Raw genomic sequence first — 15,064 nt, 5'->3', positions numbered from 1 at the left:
AGCGCGGGCCAGAGGGCCTCGGGGTTGGCCACCTCGTCCAGCCGGGCGCGCCGCAGCTCGGCCACCTGCGAGCGCTGCCACACCTCGTCGAAGTGCCGCACGTCCTTGCGCAGGGACTCGCTGAAGCGCAGCGGGGCGGGGCAGGGCACCTGCTCGCAGGCGGCGAGGTAGTCCGTGAAGAAGGCGAGCGGGCCCCGCGCGGGGTACTCGCGGAGCTTCTCGGGCCCGAGCGTCTTCTCCAACGTGGTGGCCATGTGCGCGCCCACGCGGATGAGGAGCGAGCCTTCCCGGGGCTGGTGTGCCGCCCGCACGCGCTCCAGGGCCACCCGCGGCTCCTGGGCGATGGTGGTGCGGTCGAGCAGCGCGGACATCTGGGTGAAGGCCTCGGCGGCGTTCCCCAGCTCGGGCAGCGCGCCCGGTCCCCGCGTGGCCCACTGGTGGTAGGCGAGCCCATAGGTGAAGAGGCGCGCGAGGCCCTCGTGCACCACGGCGTCCACCGGGTCCACCGCGTGCGCGTCACGGCGCACGAGCCCGTCCTCCAGCAGCACCTCCAGGATGCGGGTGGAGATGCGCCGCTGCCGTTTGGCCTCGCCCTCCAGGTTGGAGGCGAGCGCGATGACGACGTCCTCGGCGGGCAGCATCACGAGCAGCGACGTCGTCTCGGGCTGGCCTCCGGCGTGGGTCACCATGTAGTGGCCGCGCAGCGGGTAGGTGGCGAAGCCCATGCCGTAGTCGGTGAGCTGGCCCTCGCGGGTGCTCATGGGGGTCTGCATCATCCGCGCGGTGGTGGGCGGCACGAGCCGGTGCTGGAGCACGGCCTGGCCGAAGGCGAGCAGATCCTCCACCGAGGCGCGGGTGCCACCGCCAGCGAAGCGGCTGGAGACGTCGAGGTAGTGCGAGGGGACGAGCTGTCCCTTGTGCGGGCGGTAGCCCACGGCGTGCTGCTTGTCGCGCGTGCGGGGGTCATCCAGCGCGGCGTGGCGCATGCCGGCGGGGCCGAAGACATGGGCCTTCAGGTAGTCGCCGTAGGACTGGCCCGAGGCCGTCTCCACGGCGGCGCCGAGCAGGTTGTAGCCCCAGGTGGTGTAGACGAACTTGGTACCCGGCTCGACGACGAGCGGCTTGTCAGCGAAGAGGGCGAGGGCGCGCGTGGTGTCGAGGTGCTGGGTGTTCTCCGCGGCCTCGGGGCCGTCGTAGTGGGACACGCCGCCGAGGTGGCCGAGGAGCTGGCGCACGGTGACGGGCCAGGGCTTCTCGGGGAAGGCGGGCACCAGGGTGCGGATGTCCGCGTCGAGGTCCAGCTTGCCCGCGTCCACCAGTTGCAGCACGGCCATGGCGGTGAAGGACTTGGTGATGGACGCCATCCGGTACGTCGTCCGGGGCGTGGCGGCCAGCTTGTGGGCGAGGTCCCTCGAGCCGTAGCCGCGCACCCAGCGCATGCCGCCGTGCAGCACGCCGACCGAGAGCCCCGCGTGAGGCCCCTTGGCGAGCTCGGCGCGCACGAGGGCGTCCAGCGTGCGCTGGACCTCCGGAGGGAAGGCCGGATCCTTCTTCCGGGCGGTGGAGGCGGCCGGAGCCGGTGCGCGGGCCTGGGCCGGGCGTGAGGCCGCCGGCGCGGTGAAGCAGAAGAGGACGAGGGCGACGAGGAGCACCCTCACCGCGTCTCCTCCGAGGCTTGGAGCTGCGGCGAGAGGGCGGCCTGCTTGTTGGGCGCGTCGGACTCCACCCAGGCGCGCAGCAGCGCGTCGGTGATGAGCTGGCCGAGCAGGTCCAACCCCTGGCCGCGCGGGTGGACGAGGTCCTCGTGCACCATGCCGGACGCGTGGAAGCGGGCCAGCGAGCCGGAGCCGCCCATGGCCGAGAAGATGTCGAAGAAGGCGCAGCCCTCGGCGAGGGCGATCTGCCGCTCGAGGGAGATGACCTCGTCGAGGTAGGGCCGCTGGGCGAGCTTGTGGGGCCCGGTGCCGCCTCGCACGGCGTCGATGGGACCCACGACGAGACAGGCGCTGTCGGGGGCGGCGGTGCGCGCGCGACGCACGAAGGTGCGCAGCCCCTCCTCCACCTCCTGGAGCTTGGAGCGACCCCACTCGAGCCGCTTGGCCTCGTTACCGCCGAGGATGAACAGGAGCAGGCGGGGCGAGCGCTCGACGAGCTGCGCGCGGAAGATGTCCTCGCGGGCGCGCAGGAAGAGGTTGGCATCGGCGGAGGGCACGCCCAGGGTATCGAGCACGATGCCCGGGCGCTGGTGCTGCAGCACCACGCCGAGCACCACGGCGCCCTTGCCCTCGGCGACGACGTCCAGCGTGCGAGCACCCGCGGGGAGGTCGAAGGTGAGCGCCCGGGCCTGACCGCTGCCCTGGGGCTCGGCGTGGGCAACGGGCTTGCCGTCCACGTGAAGGGAGAGACGCCCGGCGCGAGGCACGTCCAACCACCACAGGGTCGCGCGCGGCTCGCCGGTGAGGGCGAAGCGGCTGCTGGCCTTCGAGGCGGTGGACACGTGGTAGGTGCCGGTGATGCCGAAGGGCAGCTCGGCGAGCTTCATCTCGCCCAGGGTGCGCGCCTCCCAACCGCCGCGAGCGAACCCGGCGCGGGCACGCGGCCCGTACGCGGCGAGCCGGTCCACGGAGAGCACCCCGCGGCCGCCATCCCCGAAGGTGCCACTGAGCTCCTCGCGGACCACGTCCACGATGCGATCCCCGGCGATCAGCGAGTTGCCGAATGCCTCGATGACGGCGGGCGAGGTGGCCCGGCCAGCGGAGAGCGAGTCGAGGGACTCGAAGAAGGGCGTGAGGGCGGAGCGGGTGCAGGCCGGGCCCGACTGCGACAGGCAGGGGTTCTCCAGCCGGGCCTCATGCGCGCCGAGCTTGTCGCCGAGCACGTGGAGCTTCCGGGCGCGGGGCGAGGGCGCGGGGAGCGCACGCTGGACGGAGGGCTCCAGGGCCGCCGGGGACTGGGCGGACGGAGCGGGCGAGGAAGCCTTGGCGAGCCGGAGGGGCTTGGCGGGAGCGGCCCTGGGCGAGCGCGGCGCGCGGGAGTGCCGGGGAGCCTTGGGCTGCGAGCCGGACTTCCAGCCTCCCCACGCGAGGGTTCCGAGGAGGAACGGGACGAGGAAGAGGACCGCCCACCGCCGACCACGAGAAGCATCGATCATGCGGCCCGGAACTCTAGACGAAAGGCTCCACCCGAGACAGGAACCGGCCGAGAAGGAGCCCCACGGAGCGTGCTACCGTCCTGTTGCTCGCTCCCTCTCCCTGAGCGGACGAGCAGGCACTACGGCGAGCCCACGCCCGCCTGTGCGCTCTTCTTCCGCGCCCGAGGCCAGAAGGTGACGGCGCGCGCGGTGTCGGAGCGGAAGACGAGCTTGCGGGTGCGCAGGTCATAGAGGCGCGGGTGGGCGCCCACGCGCTCGCTGGCGGCGAGGAGGAACGGCCCCTGGGTGTTGAAGGAGACCAGGTCGCCGTCGGTGAAGCCCAGGTCCTTCGCGGGGACGAGCTGCTCGCCGCTCTCGAAGACGAGGTGCCCGGTGGTGTGCGTGAAATCGCCCGTCACCTGCCAGACGTAGAAGGCGCCAGCCGACGTGGTGCCGCGGGTCCAGCTATCGCCCCCCTCCGACACCTCGGTCTTCACCTTCTCCACGAGCGGGGGCGGGACGAAGGCCAGGAGGCGGGAGAGCTGCTCCGCGGTGGGCTCCTCGCCCCCATTGTGGAGGTGCGACTCCAGGCTGGCGGTGGACGTGGGGCCCTCGGGAGCGATCTCCAGCGCGCTGATGCCGAGCGAGACATCCGCGCCGTCGGAGGTGGTCTTCACCTCCACGCGCTTCCACTGGCCCTCGGCGCCGAACCGGTACGCGTAGGCGAGGGCGGGCAGGCCCTCCTGCTCCGCCAGGTCGAAGGTGAGCTCCTTGCCGTCCACGACGATGGAGCCCTGGGCCTGCTGCTCCTCGCTGAGCGGCTCCAGGGCGCGCGCGAGCAGGCCCTGCGCGTCGTAGCCGAGGTCGCGCACCTCGCCGTCGGCGGAGGGGAAGGGCACGGAGCGCACCTCGCCGGAGGCGGGCGTCACCTCGTACAGCCGGTGCCTGGCGCCCGGGGTGGGCTCCTCATCGGGGTAGCCGGCGGGCGAGGCGTCCGCGGAGAAATAGCCGGCGGACTGCACGGTGGCCGGGTCGAACCAGACGAGCGCCTTGCGCAGATCGGGGCTCCACGCGATGCGGACGCCCTTGCAGTCCCCCTCGAGGATGGCGACGGGGGCGCGCTTCTGGGAGGCGGGGTCCACGCGCAGCCACTGGCACTTGCCCTCCTGGGGCTCGAAGACGGAGAGCGTGGAGTCGGACGGAGGCACCTCGGCGAGTGGATCCTTCCGGACGGAGGGGGCGGGAGCCACGGCGGCGGGCGCGGGAGTCGAGGCGGTCGTGCTGGCCGGGGGCGCGGCGGGGGCCGGGGGCTGCTCCTTCTTGCAGCCAGCGGCGGCGGTGGCGAGGGCGGCGAGCAGCATCACGCGAGACTTCATGGGCAGGCGCTCCAGGCGAGGAGGACGACGGCGAGAGGAGTCATATCGAGTCTCCGGCAAGAGCAGCCAGGGAGCGGGAGTAGGCGTGCCGCACACTCAGGTGCCAGCAACGTCCAAGTGCCTGGGATTGCTGGGCCGGGGCTACTCGTCCGTGGTGTTCGTGCTGCCTGCGGGAGGAGCGACGCGACGCCTGCGGGGAGGCGAGGCGCGGACGAGCGCGGCCTCGGGGGCGGGCTCGGCGCGGCGGAGGACCTCGCCCTCGACGATGGTGACGCCATCAGGGGTGACGGGGTGGCCGAGGGTGGTGACGAGCAGCCGGTGGGCCTCCTCCAGCCGACGGTGGAGGGTGTTGAAGGTCTGCTGGGCGGTGCTGGGCATGTCCTCGGTGTAGGTGAAGTACCAGCGCAGGGAGTCGAGGCACTCGTAGAAGTGGTCCACGACGGACTGCTCGCGCGCGGGGAGGTGGACGAGGTCGTGGAAGGTGGCCGAGGAGTAGCGGGTGGCGAGGGTGCTGAGCATGGGCTCGCGGCTGCGCAGGCGGGAGAAGAGGACGAACATCTCGGCGCGGCGCGCCTCGAGTCGCCGCATGATGTGGGCGGCATCGAGGGCGATCAGATTGCGGACACGGGCGGTGGTCTCATCGGCCTGTTTGCGGCGAGCCATGGTGCGCGGAGCCTACCTCCGAGCGGGCCTGTTCCACACCCGCCACCCCTCCAATTCCACTGCCGCCCAGGCAACGCACCGTGCACTCGGCCCACCGTGACGGTTGAACTGGAGGCGGGCTCGGGCTGAGAAGACAGGCCTTATGGCCCAGACGACCCGTCCGCCGCCCAATGACCCTTCGTACGACCTGCTGCACCAGCGAGGCCGTCACCCGCTCGACGCCCTCTTCAACCCGCGCAGCGTGGCGGTGGTGGGCGCGAGCGAGCGGCAGGGGAGCGTGGGGCGCACCATCCTCTGGAACCTCATCAGCAACCCCTTTGGGGGCACCGTCTACCCCATCAATCCCAAGCGGCCGAACGTGCTGGGCATCAAGGCCTGGCCCTCCCTCCGCGCGCTGCCCGAGCCGGTGGACCTCGCCGTCATCGTGACGCCGGCCACCGCGGTGCCCGACATCATGCGCGAGTGCGCGGAACTGGGCGTGAGGGGCGCCATCATCATCTCGGCGGGCTTCAAGGAGGTGGGCCCCGAGGGCGTGAAGCTGGAGCAGGAGGTGCTGCGAATCGCCCGGCAGGCGGGCATCCGCATCATCGGCCCCAACTGCCTGGGGGTGATGCGGCCGCCCACGGGACTCAACGCCACCTTCGCCGGGGACATGGCGAGGCCGGGCAACGTGGCCTTCATCAGCCAGAGCGGAGCGCTGCTCACCGCCATCCTCGACTGGAGCCTGCGCGAGGCGGTGGGCTTCAGCGCCTTCGTGTCGATGGGCTCGATGCTGGACGTGGGGTGGGGCGACCTCATCGACTACCTGGGAGATGACCCGCGCACGCGCAGCATCCTCATCTACATGGAGTCGATTGGCGACGCGCGGGCCTTCCTGTCGGCGGCGCGCGAGGTGGCGCTGCACAAACCCATCATCGTCATCAAGGCGGGGCGCACGGCGCAGGCGGCGGCCGCGGCGGCCTCGCACACGGGGACGCTGACGGGCAGTGACGAGGTGCTGAGCGCGGCCTTCCGGCGCACGGGCGTGCTGCGCGTGGACTCCATCGCGGACCTCTTCTACATGGCCGAGGTGCTGGCGAGGCAGCCGCGCCCCGACGGCCGGCGCCTCACCATCCTCACCAACGCGGGAGGCCCGGGCGTGCTGGCCACGGACGCGCTGGTGATGGGCGGGGGCGAGCTGGCGAAGCTGTCAGACAAGACGCTCGCGGAGCTGAACGGTGTGCTGCCCCCGGCGTGGAGCCACGGCAACCCGGTGGACATCCTGGGCGACGCGGACCCCGAGCGCTACGCCAAGGCCCTGGAGGTGGCGGGCGCGGACGAGAACAGCGACGGCCTGCTCGTCATCCTCACGCCGCAGGACATGACCGAGCCCACGCAGACCGCGGACCGGTTGAAGCCCTACGCGAAGCTGGGCAAGCCCGTCATCGCGAGCTGGATGGGAGGCTCGGAGGTAGCGGCGGGCGAGCGCATCCTGAATGACGCGGGGATTCCGACGTTCGGCTACCCGGACACGGCGGCGCGCATCTTCAATTACATGTGGCGCTACTCGTACAACCTGGCGGGCCTGTACGAGACGCCGTCGCTGACGGAGGAGCCGGCGCGGCGCGAGGAGGCCGAGGCGCTCATCCGCGAGGCGCGCGAGGCGGGCCGCCTGGTGCTGACGGAGCACGAGTCCAAGCGGCTGCTGGCGACGTATGGGATTCCGGTGGTGGAGACGCGGCTGGCCACGAGCGTGGACGAGGCGGTGCGCGAGGCGGAGTCACTGGGCTACCCGGTGGTGCTCAAGCTGCACTCGCGGCGGATCACGCACAAGACGGACGTGGGCGGGGTGAAGCTGAACCTGGGCACGGCGGAGAAGGTGCGCGAGGCCTTCGAGGACATCCGCGGGAAGCTGGAGGCGCTCGGGCAGGCGGACGCCTTCGACGGGGTGACGGTGCAGCCCATGGTGAAGCTGGATGGCTACGAGCTCATCGTGGGGAGCAGCCTGGACGCGCAGTTCGGACCGGTGCTGCTGTTCGGCGCGGGCGGCGTGTTGGTGGAGGTCTTCAAGGACCGGGCGCTGGCCCTGCCGCCGCTGAACACGACGCTGGCGCGGCGGATGATGGAGCAGACGCGCATCCACGAGGCCCTGCGCGGGGTGCGAGGCCGCAAGCCGGTGGACATGGGAGCGCTGGAGAAGCTGCTGGTGCGCTTCAGCCAGTTGGTGGTGGAGCAGCGCTTCCTCAAGGAGGTGGACATCAACCCGCTGCTGGCGTCGGCGGAGCGGCTGGTGGCGCTGGACGCGCGGGTGGTGCTGCACGGCCCGGAGGTGACGGAGGCGGAGCTGCCTCGGCTGGCCATCCTCCCGTACCCGACGAAGTACGTGGAGCGGTGCAAGCTGAAGGATGGGGAGCCGGTGGTCATCCGCCCCATCCGCCCCGAGGACGAGCCGAGGATGGTGGAGTTCCACAAGACGCTCTCGGAGCAGTCGGTGTTCTTGCGGTACGCGGGGATGATGAAGCTGGACCAGCGGGTGGCGCACGAGCGGCTGGCGCGCATCTGCTTCAACGACTACGGGCGCGAGATGGCGCTGGTGGTGGAGCGGGTGAGCGTGGGAGAGATTCTCGGGGTGGGGCGCCTGACGAAGCTGCCGGGGACGGAGGACGCCGAGTTCGCGCTGCTCATCAGCGACCCGGTCCAGCGCCAGGGCCTGGGCAAGGAGGTACTCGAGCGGCTGGTGCAGGTGGGGAAGGACTGGGGGCTGCGGCGCATCGTGGCGGACATCCTGAGGGGCAACGGAGCGATGCAGCACGTCTGCCGGGGGCTGGGCTTCACCATCCACCAGGGTGAGGGCTTCGGGGACAGCGTGGTGAAGGCCGTGAGGGTGCTCGATTGAGTGCTCTCCTCCCGAGCGAGGCCACGGGGGCACCGAGAAGACAGGGAAGGGCGGGTGGCTCTCGTGCCGGGGAGCCGTCCGGGCAGGCCATCGCCGCGGTGGATTCGTTCGCCGCTCCCACTCCGCCTGGGTATCATCGCGCCGTCTTCCGATGAGCGCGCCCCCCATGAGCCCTACATCATCCGAGAGCCTGAGAGAGTCCTACGCGAGGGATGGCTATGTCGTCGTCCCCCAGGTGCTGTCCCGCGAGGAGTGCGGCGCGCTCGTCGCGCGCACCGAGGGGCTCATGCGGGGGGAGGTGCGGGACACCCGCGTGCGGCCGAATCAAATCCAGACGCAGTTCGGCGCGGGCAACGGCGTCAAGATGGTGAAGCTCAGCCAGCTCACCGCGAGCGACCCCGTCTTCGGTGAGCTGGCCAGCCGGCCCTCCGTCGTCGACGTGGTGGAGACGCTCATCGGCCCCGGCGCGCGCATCTTCCGCGACGTGCTCATCGTCAAGCCCGGCCGCACTGGCGGGCCCGTCTCCTACCACCAGGACTCGGCCTACTGGGACGTGGAGCCCAAGGCGCTCGTGTCGTGCTGGGTGGCGCTCACGGACGTGGCCGCCGACGGCAGCTGCCTGGAGGTCATCCCGGGCACGCACGACCGCTCCCGCCCGCATGGCCTGTACCTGCGAGGCCGCCACCCGCTGCCCCAGCCCGTCGTGTCGGCGCTCCGCAAGGCCGTGTCCTACGCGGGCACCGGGGACAACCCGGGCGAGGCGGGCGGCAGCACGGCGGTGTGGAAGCTCAAGCGGCTGGTGCTCGCGCAGGCCACGCGCTACCTCCCCGTCCTGGGCGACTTGCAGGACTACCGCGTCCGGCTGGAGGAGGTGGCGTCCGCGCGAACCCTCTCGCTGCCGCTGCGCGCCGGCGACGCCGTCTTCTTCCACAGCCTGCTGCTGCATGCGACCGGGCCCAACCGCTCGGAGCGCACCCGCTACGCCCCCATCATCAGCTACATGAGCCGCGACGCGCGCTTCGTGGGTCGGGGCAAGGCCGACTTCCGCCCGGCTCGCCGGGAGCAGGCGGCATGATTCCCCTCGCGCCCGGCCGTTGCCCGGTGTGCCCTCCCGACGCGCCGCGCACCCCCGTCGCGGCGGGCCGGGACTTCGAGTACGGCACCTGCCCCGACGAGTTCTCCGTCGTGCGCTGCGAGCCCTGCGGGACGCTCTTCCTGGACCCGCGCCCCGCGGACGAGGCCATCGCCAGCCTCTACCCGCCCGAGTACGAGCCGTACCACTTCGACACGCTGCCCGCGCCGGTGCGCTGGGGGCGAGACCTCGTGCAGCGCGGCAAGGTGAAGGTGGTCGAGCGCTGCGCCGCGCCCGGGGCCCGCATCGTGGACCTGGGCTGCGGAGGGGGCGCGCTCCTGCGCCTGCTGCGCCGCCACGGCCGGCCCGACTGGTCGCTGGTGGGGTGGGACTTCCCGGGGCCGCACCTGGACCGGCTCGCCGCCGAGGGCTTCACGGTGCTCCAGGGGCCGGTGGAGCCCGGGCGGCTCGAGGACGCGAGCGTGGACCTCGTCATCCTCAACCAGGTGATTGAGCACTTCGCCCGGCCGGACGAGGTGCTGCGGGTGGTGGCGCGCGTGCTCAAGCCCGGCGGCACGGTGCTCATCGAGACGCCCGACGTCGAGGGGCTCGATGCCCGGCTCTTCCGCGGGCGCTACTGGGGCGGCTACCACTTCCCCCGGCACCTGGTGCTCTTCCACCGCCACTCGCTGGCGAAGCTGCTCGAGCGCACGGGCTTCGAGCCGGTGGCGACCGAGTCCCTGCCCAGCCCGGCCTTCTGGGTCCAATCCTTCCACCATGCCGCGAGCGAGAGGGCGGGCCTGCGCCACCTCACGCCCCTCTTCCGGCTGCGCAACCCCCTGGCCGTCGCGGCGGCCACGGCCATTGATCTCCTATGGATGCACGTCGCACCAACCTCCAACCTCCGAATGATCGGCCGGAAGCTGCCGGCGCCTCCTCCGTGAGCGGCGAGCCCCTGGCCGAGCAGCTCGAGCTCACCATCCTCATGCCCTGCCTCAACGAGGCGGAGACGCTGGCCACCTGCGTGGACAAGGCCCGCGGCTTCCTCGAGCGACACGGGGTGAAGGGCGAGGTGCTGGTGGCCGACAACGGCTCCACCGATGGCTCCCAGGACATCGCCGTGCGCCACGGAGCGCGCGTGGTGGCGGTGCCGGTGCGCGGCTACGGCGCGGCGCTCTTCGCCGGCAGCATGGCGGCGCGCGGCCGCTACATCATCATGGGCGACGCGGATGACAGCTACGACTTCACCGCGCTCGAGCCCTTCCTGGAGAAGCTGCGCGGGGGCGCCGAGCTGGTGATGGGCAACCGCTTCCGCGGCGGCATCTTCCCCGGCGCCATGCCGTGGAAGAACCGCTACCTCGGCAACCCGGTGCTCTCGGGCCTGGGGCGACTGCTCTTCCGCTGCCCGGCGGGCGACTTCCACTGCGGGCTGCGCGGCTTCACCCGCGAGGCCTTCGTGCGCATGGAGCTGCGCACCACGGGCATGGAGTTCGCCTCGGAGATGGTCATCAAGGCCACGCTGCTGGGGATGTCCGTCGTCGAGGTGCCCACCACCCTGCGTCCGGACGGCCGCTCGCGCCCGCCGCACCTGCGCCCCTGGCGAGACGGGTGGCGCCACCTGCGCTTCATGATGCTCTACAGCCCGCAGTGGCTGTTCCTCTACCCCGGGCTGCTGCTGATGCTGGTGGGCTCGGTGGCGGGGCTGGCGCTGCTGCCCGGGCCGCGCTTCATCGGCTCGGTGGGCTTCGACATCCACACGCTGCTCTACTCCGCGGTGGCCGTGCTGCTGGGCTTCCAGGGCGTCCTCTTCTCCGCCTTCGCCCGCGTCTTCGCGGACGTGGAGGGGCTGGCGCCGCGCAGCCCCCAGTTGAGCGCCCTCTTCCGTTTCTTCAACCTGGAGCGGGGCCTCATCGTGGGAGGGCTGATGCTGGTGGGCGGCATCACCGGCTCGGTGCTCACCGTGGCCGAGTGGGGCCGGCACGCCTTCGGAGCGCTCAACCCCAGTCAGACGCTGCGCGCGGCCATCCCCTCGGTGCTCGCCCTCAGCCTGGGCGGTGAGCTGGTGTTGGCCAGCTTCTTCCTCAGCATGCTCGGCCTGCGGCTGCGCCGCCGGGAGACGCCATGAAGGCGCTGGATCGGGTGCTGCAGCGCTGGCGCATCTCCAAGGTGCTCCCGTTCATCCCCCGTGGCGCCCGCGTGCTGGACGTGGGCTGCGCCGACGGGGTGCTCTACCACCAGCACGCCGCTCTCGGGGAGTACGTCGGCCTGGACCCGGAGTACCCGCCGCGCACGCTCGGGGCGCGCGCCCACACGCTGCGCGGCTTCTTCCCGGCGGACCTGCCGCCCGGTCCGCCCTATGACGCCATCGTGATGCTCGCCATGCTGGAGCACGTGCCCGCCGAGGCGCTCCAGCCCCTGGCGCGTGCCTGCGCCGAGTCGCTGCGTCCCGGCGGCCGCGTGCTCCTCACCGTGCCCGCGCCCCGGGTGGATGACATCCTCGACGTGCTCAAGGCGCTGCGGCTCATCGACGGCATGTCGCTCGAGGAGCACCACGGCTACGACATCGCCCAGACGCGGCCGCTCTTCGAGGCCGAGGGCCTGCGCACGCACGCCCACCGCTCCTTCCAGCTCGGCCTCAACCACCTCTTCGTCTTCGAGAAGCCCTGACATGCCCGGCTCCCCCTCGCACGCCACCCCCTCCCGTGCTCGCGAGGGCACGGGCCTGACGGCGCTGGGGCTCGTGCTCGTCATCGGCGCGGTGTACGCGCTGTCCGGCTCCGGCCGGGTGGACATGATCGACGGGCAGTTCCGCTTCGAGGTGGCGCGCAACCTGCTGGAGACCGGCTCGCCCGCGCTGGAGGACCCGGCCCTCGTCCCCTTCGGCGTCCCCAGCGCCGACGGCCAGGTGTACAGCCGCTATGGCATTGGCGGCTCGCTCACCGCGATGCCCGCGATGTGGCTCGTCTCGGGGCTGGAGGACCCCAAGGGAGAGCTGGCCCGCTTCGCCTTCTCCTTCACCTCCGCCCTCTTCGCGGCGCTCTGCTGTGGCCTCCTCTACGTCTTCTACCGGCAGCTCGGCGTGGCGGCGCGGGCGGCCCTGGGGTGGACGCTGGCGTGTGCCTTCGCCACGCTCCTGTGGCCGGGAGCCGTCACCTCCTTCACCAACGCGCAGACGGCTCCCTTCCTCCTGCTCGCGCTGCTGTGGGCCCACCGCGCCGCGACGCGCGAGAGCACCGGCCTGGCCCTCGCCGCGGGGCTCTCCGCCGGGCTGCTGCTGCTCTTCGAGGAGTACTTCCTCGTGCTGATTCCGGTGCTCGGGCTGGCCGTGCTCCAGGGCGGACCCGTGGACGGAGGCCTGGGGCGGTGGTTGAAGGCGCAATTCCACCCGGCGGCGCTGCGCCAGCCCCGCTCGGCGGCGCGGCGGTACGTGGCCTTCGCCGCGGGCGTGGCCCTCGGGCTGGGCCTGTTCCTCGCCTTCAATGCCTGGCGCTTCGGCTCGCCCTTCACTTCGGGCAAGTCGGCCAACCTTCCGTCGGACCATCCCTTCCTGGGCAATCCGCTCGCCGGGTTCCTGGGCCTGCTCGTCAGCCCGGGCAAGGGCATCCTCTGGTACAGCCCGCCCGTGCTGCTCGCCGTCGCGGGCCTGCGTCACCTCTGGCGCCGCCATGCGTCGCTCGTGCTCGCCATGCTCGGCGTCACCACGGCCCTCGTGCTCCTCATCTCCCCGCTCGCCTTCTATGGAGGGGAGTGGTGCTGGGGACCGCGCTACCTCCTGCCGCTGGTGCCCGCCTGGGCCCTCGCCTTCCCCTTCGTGCCGTGGCGTCGTGCCGCCGTGGCCAGCGTGCTCGTCGCGGGTGTCCTCGTGCAGGTGCTGGGCATCAGCGTGGACCACCAGCGCTTCTTCTTCGAGCGCGGGTGGGGCCCCTTCTTCTGGGGCACGGACCCCTGGTACACCTTCCGCGAGAGTGCGCTCGTGGCCCGGGTGGGCGAGGCGTGGAGCCTGCGGGAGGGGCCGCCCGTGGAGGCGCGCACCTTCACTCCCGCGCCCTACCCCGAGTTCCTCACGTATGCGCCCTTCGGGCCGCCCCGCCGCCTGCTGCCACGGGAGAAGGAGTGGGTCCGCCAGTTCACCGTCTTCTACGTGCCTCGGCCCTGGCCGCTGTGGATGGGCGGCCCCGGGGCGGAGCAGTCCCCCGTGGACACGCAGCGCTGGGTGCTGTGCTTCGTCCTGTTGGGCGCGTTGGGCGGGGTGGTGCTGCGCCGCGGGCTGTCCGTCGAGAGCGAGGAGCTGACGGTGGACGAGCCCCGCGTGGGGGTCTCCGGGTAGAACCGCTTCCGCTTGACGGGCCTACCGGGCCTGCGGGTGGACCAGCGTCCGCGCATTGAAAGGACGTGGCCATGCGTTTTCCCACGTGCATCTCACTTCTGCTCTTTCTCTCGGGCTGCGCGACGACGGAGCCGAGCCCGAAAGAGCCGGCGGCCCACAGCCCCAGGCGAGCCAACCTCCAGAGGGCGGCGGCGCTGCCCTGGACGGATGAAGGGCATTGTGTCGTGCGAGAGGCATCCAACGAATGGTCCGTCCTGGTGGAGCGGTGCTTTCATGCTCTCGACCATGAAAGGATCCAGTTTCACGATCTGACGGGACAATGTGCTGTCGCCTCCGCGGGTGCTGCTGCCATGGGAGTAGGAGTGTGCCTCCTGGTGGCGCCGGAGCTCGTTGTGGGAGCGGTGATTCTCACGGGCGTGGTGGTGGCGGCAGTCGCCATCAAAGAGGCACTGGATGCGTATGAGCTGAGAGAGGTCCGTCCCGAGGAAGTGAGGCCCGTGCCTGAAACGAAGCCCGCCCCTCGGGGACCCTCGGCGAAACAGAGACCCAAGCCGGAGGGATCCCCCTCGGGCGAGGGCTGGCCACCCCCGGTGCCGCCCGAGCCCCTGGAGCCAGAGCGCCGCCCGGAGTGCGAGCCGATTCCAGGACCGCCCCGTGGAGGAAATGACCTGCACGACAAGTGCGCCGACAAGATTCCGAACAACACCTTCCCCGGCTCGGATGTGCTCGTCAATGGGAAGAACTTCGACGCGCTGCAACTCGCCACGCGCACGCTGTGGGAAGTCAAGACGGATGACTTCGACAAACATTCGTCTCGCTCGCAGCGGTTCTTCATCGAAATGAAGCTGCCGGAAATACGGCGAGAGCGAAGGCTTGCTGAGGAATGTGGTTATAGGTTTGTCGTCGGTGTTCGCAGCGAAGCGCACAAAGAAGCCCTGCTGCGAGCAGACCCCAGCCTTGATGTAGTCGTCATGGATTGGTGTTGATATGTCAGACACGCAAAGCTCCCTCGCCCTCAATGTCTACGCGCCTGCACTCATGGGCCACGACGAGCGCAGACTCGCCGTTGTTCATGGAATGGAACGCGCGTTCCCTGGTTTGCGCCTGGGGTGGACAATGTCCGAGGCAGAAGGACTCATCCCTTTACCCCGACGAGATGAATGGGTCGGAAGGGAGAGAACGGACGGGGGCTTTCCGTTCCTCTGTAATGACGATGACAACCATGTCGTGACGCTCGGCGGCTGGGAAATCCCGGCGGGCCGCTATCCGGGCGGTCAGCCGCAGCTTCAAGTCCATGCGGTGTTGCCGCTGGAAGAGGCCGCTATCGCCGCCGCGAGGGATGTATTGGAGGGCGTGGCGGAGAGTGCACGCGGATTGTGGGGGCATATGACGCCGGGAAGCGTGATGCTGGTCATTGCGGAGCAGATGGGCCCGAAGGTGTATGGGCCACCAAAGCCGCCACGAGGGCTGCCAGCGCTCAGGTTCCCAGACTCCATCCGCGCGCTCGAGATTCCGCATTGTCTCGGGTGGCTGAACTACTGGTCGGCCGCTGCCGCACGGGCCATCGGGTTCCCGGACCCTGCCCGCGACGCCGAGCTGCTCTCACGGGCGCGGCGTACCG

At 71.2% G+C, this 15,064-nt stretch carries 12 protein-coding genes; 8 read left to right on the top strand and 4 right to left on the bottom strand.

Annotated features, from left to right (window positions below; genetic code table 11):
* The 4 genes from VF697_RS06950 to VF697_RS06935 all read right to left on the bottom strand — a co-directional run.
* Nucleotides 1-1,658: serine hydrolase domain-containing protein (locus tag VF697_RS06950; RefSeq protein ID WP_331092708.1), on the bottom strand; the 1,658-nt coding region annotated here is incomplete at its 3' end.
* Entirely contained in the window at nt 1,655-3,151 is a 1,497-nt protein-coding gene (locus tag VF697_RS06945; RefSeq protein WP_331092707.1) for a GDSL-type esterase/lipase family protein, read from the bottom strand. The genes VF697_RS06950 and VF697_RS06945, both read right to left, overlap by 4 nt.
* A 119-nt stretch (nt 3,152-3,270) precedes the next feature.
* Nucleotides 3,271-4,506, bottom strand: a complete 1,236-nt coding sequence (locus VF697_RS06940) for a hypothetical protein (protein ID WP_331092706.1) — start codon at nt 4,504-4,506, stop codon at nt 3,271-3,273.
* Nucleotides 4,507-4,647: 141 nt separating this feature from the next.
* Complete coding sequence (locus VF697_RS06935; RefSeq protein WP_331092705.1) at nt 4,648-5,169, bottom strand: hypothetical protein; 522 nt, start codon at nt 5,167-5,169, stop codon at nt 4,648-4,650.
* Between the two features lie 142 nt (nt 5,170-5,311).
* Between VF697_RS06935 and VF697_RS06930 the strand changes: the two genes are divergently transcribed.
* From VF697_RS06930 to VF697_RS06895, 8 genes are all read left to right on the top strand, one after another.
* Nucleotides 5,312-8,044, top strand: coding sequence for a bifunctional acetate--CoA ligase family protein/GNAT family N-acetyltransferase (locus VF697_RS06930; protein ID WP_331092704.1), 2,733 nt, complete (start codon nt 5,312-5,314; stop codon nt 8,042-8,044).
* 166 nt (nt 8,045-8,210) lie between these two features.
* On the top strand, nt 8,211-9,119 hold the full coding sequence (locus tag VF697_RS06925; RefSeq protein WP_331092703.1) for a phytanoyl-CoA dioxygenase family protein: 909 nt from the start codon (nt 8,211-8,213) through the stop codon (nt 9,117-9,119).
* The gene (locus VF697_RS06920; RefSeq protein ID WP_331092702.1) at nt 9,116-10,060 is read left to right on the top strand and encodes a class I SAM-dependent methyltransferase; all 945 of its coding nucleotides are present in this window, start codon (nt 9,116-9,118) and stop codon (nt 10,058-10,060) included. Before VF697_RS06925 ends, VF697_RS06920 begins: the two co-directional genes overlap by 4 nt.
* Nucleotides 10,057-11,241, top strand: coding sequence for a glycosyltransferase family 2 protein (locus tag VF697_RS06915; protein ID WP_331092701.1), 1,185 nt, complete (start codon nt 10,057-10,059; stop codon nt 11,239-11,241). The genes VF697_RS06920 and VF697_RS06915 overlap by 4 nt, the downstream gene beginning before the upstream one ends.
* On the top strand, nt 11,238-11,783 hold the full coding sequence (locus VF697_RS06910) for a class I SAM-dependent methyltransferase (RefSeq protein ID WP_331092700.1): 546 nt from the start codon (nt 11,238-11,240) through the stop codon (nt 11,781-11,783). The genes VF697_RS06915 and VF697_RS06910 overlap by 4 nt, the downstream gene beginning before the upstream one ends.
* A gap of 1 nt (nt 11,784) precedes the next feature.
* Nucleotides 11,785-13,443: a hypothetical protein gene (locus VF697_RS06905; RefSeq protein WP_331092699.1), complete on the top strand. Its 1,659-nt coding sequence runs from the start codon at nt 11,785-11,787 to the stop codon at nt 13,441-13,443.
* Between the two features lie 374 nt (nt 13,444-13,817).
* Nucleotides 13,818-14,429: a DUF6310 domain-containing protein gene (locus VF697_RS06900; protein WP_331092698.1), complete on the top strand. Its 612-nt coding sequence runs from the start codon at nt 13,818-13,820 to the stop codon at nt 14,427-14,429.
* A 1-nt stretch (nt 14,430) separates the two neighbouring features.
* Nucleotides 14,431-15,064 (top strand): DUF5953 family protein (locus VF697_RS06895; protein ID WP_331092697.1); only part of this gene is annotated, 634 nt, incomplete at its 3' end.

This window comes from Archangium sp., assembly GCF_036388035.1.
In the GTDB taxonomy this organism is placed as follows: domain Bacteria; phylum Myxococcota; class Myxococcia; order Myxococcales; family Myxococcaceae; genus Archangium.
This window is presented reverse-complemented; position numbering and strand designations above follow the sequence as displayed.

Bases quoted from the DNA above. Each gene is read 5' to 3' on its own strand.
- VF697_RS06930 (WP_331092704.1), top strand. From the start codon at position 5,312: ATGGCCCAGACGACCCGTCCGCCGCCCAATGACCCTTCGTACGACCTG.
- VF697_RS06920 (WP_331092702.1), top strand. From the start codon at position 9,116: ATGATTCCCCTCGCGCCCGGCCGTTGCCCGGTGTGCCCTCCCGACGCG.
- VF697_RS06940 (WP_331092706.1), bottom strand. From the start codon at position 4,506: ATGAAGTCTCGCGTGATGCTGCTCGCCGCCCTCGCCACCGCCGCCGCT.
- VF697_RS06945 (WP_331092707.1), bottom strand. From the start codon at position 3,151: ATGATCGATGCTTCTCGTGGTCGGCGGTGGGCGGTCCTCTTCCTCGTC.
- VF697_RS06905 (WP_331092699.1), top strand. From the start codon at position 11,785: ATGCCCGGCTCCCCCTCGCACGCCACCCCCTCCCGTGCTCGCGAGGGC.
- VF697_RS06910 (WP_331092700.1), top strand. From the start codon at position 11,238: ATGAAGGCGCTGGATCGGGTGCTGCAGCGCTGGCGCATCTCCAAGGTG.
- VF697_RS06925 (WP_331092703.1), top strand. From the start codon at position 8,211: ATGAGCCCTACATCATCCGAGAGCCTGAGAGAGTCCTACGCGAGGGAT.
- VF697_RS06935 (WP_331092705.1), bottom strand. From the start codon at position 5,169: ATGGCTCGCCGCAAACAGGCCGATGAGACCACCGCCCGTGTCCGCAAT.